General features: G+C 45.0%; 6 protein-coding genes and 3 pseudogenes. All 9 read left to right on the top strand.

Features of this window, described 5'->3' with window-relative positions:
• A partial coding sequence (locus TT11_RS16310; RefSeq protein WP_261871169.1) for an AraC family transcriptional regulator occupies positions 1–198 on the top strand: 198 nt, incomplete at its 5' end.
• Between the two features lie 586 nt (positions 199–784).
• Positions 785–994 carry an ESPR domain-containing protein gene (locus tag TT11_RS16315; RefSeq protein ID WP_261871170.1) on the top strand — a complete coding sequence of 70 codons (210 nt, stop codon included), beginning with the start codon at positions 785–787 and terminating at the stop codon, positions 992–994.
• Positions 954–1,274 (top strand): hypothetical protein, encoded by a 321-nt coding sequence (locus TT11_RS16320; RefSeq protein ID WP_261871171.1) that lies wholly within the window; start codon positions 954–956, stop codon positions 1,272–1,274. The genes TT11_RS16315 and TT11_RS16320 overlap by 41 nt, the downstream gene beginning before the upstream one ends.
• 191 nt (positions 1,275–1,465) lie before the next feature.
• Positions 1,466–2,434 (top strand): hypothetical protein, encoded by a 969-nt coding sequence (locus TT11_RS16325; protein ID WP_261871172.1) that lies wholly within the window; start codon positions 1,466–1,468, stop codon positions 2,432–2,434.
• Positions 2,435–2,436: 2 nt separating this feature from the next.
• Positions 2,437–2,655 (top strand): annotated as a pseudogene (locus TT11_RS17565) (hemagglutinin); the annotation flags it as partial.
• Between the two features lie 27 nt (positions 2,656–2,682).
• Positions 2,683–5,010 carry a hypothetical protein gene (locus TT11_RS16330; RefSeq protein ID WP_261871173.1) on the top strand — a complete coding sequence of 776 codons (2,328 nt, stop codon included), beginning with the start codon at positions 2,683–2,685 and terminating at the stop codon, positions 5,008–5,010.
• Positions 5,011–5,058: 48 nt separating this feature from the next.
• Positions 5,059–5,253, top strand: a pseudogene (locus TT11_RS17570) (hypothetical protein); the annotation flags it as partial.
• Between the two features lie 57 nt (positions 5,254–5,310).
• Entirely contained in the window at positions 5,311–6,192 is an 882-nt protein-coding gene (locus TT11_RS16340; protein WP_261871175.1) for a hypothetical protein, read from the top strand.
• Positions 6,143–6,550 (top strand): annotated as a pseudogene (locus tag TT11_RS16345) (hypothetical protein); the annotation flags it as partial. The gene TT11_RS16340 and the pseudogene TT11_RS16345, both read left to right, overlap by 50 nt.

A 6,550-nucleotide genomic window follows, 5' to 3' on the forward strand; every position in this document is an offset into this window, starting at 1 on the left:
GGTACATCCTTTCAAAGGATTCTAGAAGAAACCAGAAGACAACTGGCTGAGCTGTACTTAACAGAGAAACAACTATCTACAACTGATGTTGCTTATTTATTAGGCTACAAGTCCCATAGTCAATTCTTTAAAGCGTTCAAAGCTTGTTTTGGGATAACACCGAAAGCCTATCAAACCAACATTATTAATCGTACATGAGTTAATAGTGATTAATATCATGCCCATATAGATGATATCTCAGCATTATCATATTCAAACTAACTTACCTTTTAACAGGTCAGATCTGAGTATATAAAAAAGCTATTTATCTTTAAGTGGCTTTTTTAATGGGTAACTTATGCCAGCAAAACTTACTAGTATAAAAACGACCATCATTATTAATCGCATTGTGGAACGTTTATTGCACAAAATTACTTGGTCAGTATGTTGCATTTCGAGTCAATGCTATTGCGCTTTGTTCGTTTATGAGTGACATTTGTTTAAAAACTATCAAGTAACAACTTAATCTATATAGTACAATCTTTATTTTATATTACATCGTAAGTGTTAATTTTTAGTAACAATTGTACGTAGAAATTACATGGGCTTCATATTCTCTAGTGCCACCGAGAAAAGCTCATATCAAATTTTGTTCTGTATTTTCACTGCTCTTAGAGTAGTTAACACGTTTGGTATACCAGTAGTGTTATATAAAAACTAATGTAGACACTGTCTCGTTTAAGACTAATGGCTACAGGTTTTATTCATATTTTCTCACTTTCAATATATATAGGATGTATAAGTTATGAATCGTAGCTATAAAGTCATCTGGAACGAATCATTAAACTGCTTTATGGCTGTTGCAGAATATGCAAAAGCCCGTGGAAAATCTTCTCATAGCTCAGTCAGTTCAAACTCTGTAGAATCAGAAGCGACCAACTCAGGCGCGAAGTTATTGCGGTTGACGGCGATATGTGCAGGAATTGCGGCATCTGGGTTTAGTATGCAGCGATAGCGATGATGGTAATTTTGATAACGTTACAGCTAATGGAGATGTTACGGCTACTGGCAACGTTACCGGAGCGAGTATCACAGCTAGTGGTATGCTAAACGCGAATGGTGGCTTGACCGTTGCTGGTGGTCAGATGGTAAATATGGGCGGCAATAAGGTAACCAATGTCGCTAATGGTACCGCTACCACAGATGCGGTGAACTTTGGTCAGTTAGATGCGGTTAAGACAACTGCTAGTAAAGGCTTTAATATTAAAGCAACAATGGCGTTGAAGAACAGATAGGTCCAGGAGAGACGGTTACTTTTCAAGATGGTGATAGTAATATTAAGATCACACGCACGGGCAACACGATTTCTATTGCCACCTCGCAAGACCCAAATTTCGCTACAGTCACGACTACGGGCAATGCCAACGTAGGTGGTACGCTTAACGCTAATGGCGGCCTGACAGTTGCCAGTAACCAAACAGTAAGCATGGGCAATAACCAAGTGACCAATGTCGCTGATGGTACAGCTACAAAAGATGCGGTTAACTTCGGTCAGTTGGATGCGGTTAAAACAACCGCGACAAACGCGAACCAAGGCTGGAATATTCAAGCAAATGGTGGTACCAAACAGACGATTGCTCCTGGAGCTACGGTAAATTTCACCAACGCCGATAATATCGCAATCACCCGTAATGGTAATACGATTTCTGTTGCCACCTCTTTGAACCCAAGCTTCACTACAGTCACGACTACAGGCAATTTAACGGTTGGTAGTAATCAGACAGTTGGTGGCAATCAGACGGTAACAGGTAATTCTAGTATTACTGGCACACAAACTATCGGCGGTATGCTCACCGCGAATGGCGGTATAACCGTTGCTAGTGGCAAGACAGTAAGCATGGGCGGCAATAAAATTACTAACGTCGGTAATGGTACTGTCTCAACAGATGCGGTTAACCTCGGTCAGTTGAATACTGTTCAGACGCAAGTCAATCGAGGCTTTAACATCAAAGCTAATACTGGTGCTTCACAAAAGATTTCATCAGGCGACACAGTTACTTTTGAAAATGATAATAATATTCAGATCACTCGCGATGGCACTAAAATTAAAGTTGCCACCTCATCAACTCCAAGTTTCACTACAGTCACCACTACAGGTAACTCAACGGTTGGTGGCAATCAGACGGTAGCAGGTAATTCTAGTATCACTGGCACACAAACTATCGGCGGTATGCTCACCGCGAATGGCGGTATAACCGTTGCTAGTAACAAAACAGCAAGCATGGGCGGCAATACGGTTACTAACGTCGGTGATGGTGATATCACTGAGACTAGTACGGATGCATTAATGGTGGCAATCTTTATAACCAGCTGTTTACAACGTCAGACGGTATACGTTATTTTCACGCTAATTCTACAAAAGCCGATTCACAGGCTATTGGCGATGATTCGATAGCTATTGGCCCGACGTCTATAGCTAGTGGTATTGGTAGCTTTGCAGCCGGGTTTGGCGCCACCACTAGCGCTACAGCAGATAACAGTATTGCCTTAGGTAGTAGCGCTAGTGCCGATTTAGACTCTGGAACTGCTATAGGTAATCAGGCGCAATCTAAAGCTGAGAACGCTATTGCTATTGGTAAGCAAACCTTAGCTATAGGTAAAAACTCAACCTCGATTGGGGCAACTGGTGACCCCATTACGACTTTGAGCCTAACTGATAACGATACAGACTTGACAGCAATCAATGGCATTTCAGTAACAGCGACTGGGACACCATTGAGTGCTGATGGTACCTATAACCCTACAGCTACAAGTAAAATTACCGAAATTGCTGGAGTTGCTGTTGATGCTGCTGGCGTCAATCAGTTCATTACAGCACTAAAGGCTGGTGCCAACTTTGCCTCAGGTGATAACAGCTTATCACTAGGCGTGGGTACCATCGCCGCTGGCAACTCTAGCGTTGCTATTGGTGATAGAGCCAGTGCTGCAGTCGATGCGGTAAGTATTGGACGTAATACCGTTGCTACAGGTAGCGCCGTTGGTATTGGTCCTGGCGCGACTGCAGCTGGTGCGAACAGTTTTGCTGGTGGCAAAAATGCTCAGGTAACGGCTGCTGGTAGTAATGCAGTAGCCATTGGTAACAATAGCCAAGCTGGACGCGGTGAAGCTCTGAATCCAGGTACAAATCAGATGCTTGCTCCCAGTGGCAAGAGTGCGGTAGCTATCGGCAATGGTGCTCAAGCCCAGATGGACTACGATGTGGCTATGGGTAAGGGCGCTGGCGCTGGATCGTTTGGGCTACCATCTGCTGATATCAGCAACGTTTATATCGGTGAAGAGGCTGGCTCGGGTGTGTTTGGCGGTGGACGTAATGTGGCTATCGGTGCTAGAGCTGGTAAAGATCGTGCCGACGATAGTGATGAAAATGTCGCTATCGGTAACGAAGCTGGTCTTGAACGTGGAGGAAGTTTCAATATTGCTCTTGGTAACCAAGCAGGTAGCAGTAGTTCAATAGGTGCAACGGGAGCACTGTCGACTGATGATAGTATCTCTATAGGTAGAGCATCTAATGCGTCGGCTAATGGTGCATTAGCTATGGGTGCCAGAGCCGCTGCATCCGGAGAGAATAGTCTAGCACTGGGGATAAATGCCTCAACCAAAGGTTCAGGTTCTATAGCGCTCGGTGGCGGTTCGACTGCTAATACAGCGACTAACGTACCCTCAGCTACTGCTTATCTGACTGGTCAGACAGCCAGCTCTATCTTCTCCATCGGTAGCGAGACTACTGGTACGTTTCGCCGCATCATTAATGTTGCAGGTGGCGTAAAGAATACAGATGCTGCCAACGTTGGACAATTAAAGGGATTAGGCAATGAAGTACAAGGGTTGTTTGGTGATGATGTTACTGTAAACTCAGATGGCAGCTTGTCATTCAGCCGAGATGGTGAAAACACGCTATCTGCTTATTTGACTAAAAACGGCTTGCCTATTAGTGGTATCCCAGGAAGCAGTGAACCTAACGCTGTCGTATATGATGGAGCTAGTCAAGAAAGCATTACTTTAAAAGGCACACAAATACGCAGAGTCGCTGATGGTACAAGTGATACTGATGCCGTCAACGTCCGACAGCTAAAAGAAGCTGGTCCACATTTTATTAGCGTCAATACAACAAAAGATGATACTAACTACACTAATAACGGTGCCAGCGGTACAGATGCTATTGCTATTGGTCCAACGCAAGGAGCGATTGGTGATTATAGTCTAGCCATTGGTCGACTATCCGTTGCAGAAGGGAACGATAGCTTAGCGATAGGTAGACAGTCTAGAAGTCTGAGTGAAGGCGCAACTGCCATCGGTCTAGAAGCACAAGCTGATGCTAAGCAATCTATTGCTATTGGTCAGGACTCAAGAGTTGAGAATCAAGCAGGTAACCCTGAAGCTGATAGCGGTATTGCTATCGGCTACGAAGCTCGAGTAACTAGAGAGCATGCCACTGCTATCGGGGAGAATGCACTAAGTGAATCTGCGCAAGGACAGGCGTTTGGTTACGAATCCCACGTGCATCAAAATTCTAAGAACTCTAATGCTATTGGTAACTTTGCCGAAGTTGAAGAAGGTTCAGAAAGTGCCAATGCCATCGGTGATAATGCCACGGTCGATAAAAACGCACAAAGTGCCAACGCTTTTGGTGATCGTGCGACAGTCAATGCTGGCGCTACCAGCTCTACGGCGATCGGTACTGGGGCAACGACTAGCGCTTCCAATGCCTATGCATTAGGTACAAACGCCCAGTCTAGTGGCACTAACGCTTATGCTCAAGGTAATCAAGCAAAAGCCTCTGCAATCAGAGCCTATGCTATAGGTGATAGCGCGGAGTCTAGCGCAAACAGAGCCTATGCTATTGGCTCTGGTGCTAGAGCGACTCAAGCGACCGCTGTTAGCGGTAAAGATGCTTTTGCTATTGGTACACAGGCTTCTGTCAATGAAGACAGTGCCTATGCTATAGGTAAAAAAAGCGACCTCTACCGCTGATAGCGGTTATGCTATTGGTAACACAGCGACCTCTAGAAAAGCGAATTCATTCGCTATAGCTCAAATGCCAATACGGACGGGGTTAATGCGTATGCGCTAGGGAATAGTGCAAGTGCTACTGATACAAGCGCAGTTGCTATAGGAACCAGTGCTGCCGCTAGTAAGCAAGATACCACCGCTATTGGTAGTAACGCTGCTGCTAGTGCACAATATGCTACAGCAATTGGTAGTAATGCCGCTGCCAGTGCACAAGATACCATAGCCTTTGGCCGTGGGGCACAAGCCAGAGAACAAGGCGCCATGGCGCTTGGCCAAGGTGCCAAAGCAAATACCAATGCTAACGATATAGCCCTCGGTGCAGGCTCAATCACAGGTGCGGTCGTCAATACTGCAAATGCTACGGTCGATAAGAATACTTATACTTATGCAGGTACTAATGCAACCAGTACGGTTAGCGTAGGTACAGTAGGTAATGAGCGTACGATTACGAATGTCGCTGCAGGGCGTGTATCGGCAACCAGCACCGATGCTATCAACGGCTCGCAGCTTCATCGCACTAATCAAGCAGTAACTGCATTGGGGAGTAATCTAGATACCGCAGGTCAAAGTGTTGCTACCGCTCTTGGTGGTAGTTCAGCCTATAACTCAACGACTCATCAAGTCAACGCAAGCCTAAACGTCAATGGCAATACATATACTACCGTCGAAAGTGCCATCAAGTACGCAGCACAAGGTTGGAACGTCCAAACCAACAGTGATACGGCGAGCAACGTTGCTCCTGGTAGCACTGTACAGTTCAAAGATGGTAAAAATATAAAGATTACGCGTAACGGCAAAGACATTACAGTTGCTACTGCTGACGATGTAACATTTACTAAAGTTACATCAGGCAGTATGACGGTTAACAACACTGATAGCATCGTCAATGGTGGTACTAAAAATTATGTCACCCAAGGAAGCGCTTCTGTGGTTAATGGTGGAGACGTCTATACCGCCATCAATACCACTAATCAGCAATACCAAGGTGATAACGGCGCAGTCGTCACTCGTAATCCGAACCAAATATTGAAGGTGAAAGGCGGCTCTACGACGGGTACAGAAAACAATATTCAAACCGTATCTAACGCTACAGATGGCAGTATCAGCGTTAAACTGGCTGAAAAAAATCGATCTAGGCACTGATGGCCGTGTAAAAATAGGCAGCACGACTGTCAATGATACTGGCGTGACCATTGTAGGTGGTCCAAGCGTTACCTCGACAGGTATTAATGCTGGTGATAAAGTCATTACAGATGTCGCTAATGGCTCAGTAACTGCTGGTAGCAAAGAGGCGGTTAATGGCTCTCAATTGCATGCTACTAACCAAAATGTAACTAAGAATGCAGGTGATATTACAACTCTTCAAGGTGGTTTCACACTAAATAGTAATGGTGCTAATGGCGCAGCTATCAAAGCTGGTGACACTATCGATATCGGTACTGCAAATGGTGAGACCAACCTTACAGTCAATAAGTCAGGCAACACCATTGACTTTGCTTTG

The sequence above is a fragment of the Psychrobacter sp. JCM 18901 genome (assembly GCF_000586435.1).
GTDB lineage: Bacteria > Pseudomonadota > Gammaproteobacteria > Pseudomonadales > Moraxellaceae > Psychrobacter.

What these genes read in the sequence shown, in the direction of transcription:
- TT11_RS16315 (WP_261871170.1), top strand. Translation starts at nt 785, where the DNA reads ATGAATCGTAGCTATAAAGTCATCTGGAACGAATCATTAAACTGCTTT.
- TT11_RS16325 (WP_261871172.1), top strand. Translation starts at nt 1,466, where the DNA reads ATGGGCAATAACCAAGTGACCAATGTCGCTGATGGTACAGCTACAAAA.
- TT11_RS16340 (WP_261871175.1), top strand. Translation starts at nt 5,311, where the DNA reads ATGGCGCTTGGCCAAGGTGCCAAAGCAAATACCAATGCTAACGATATA.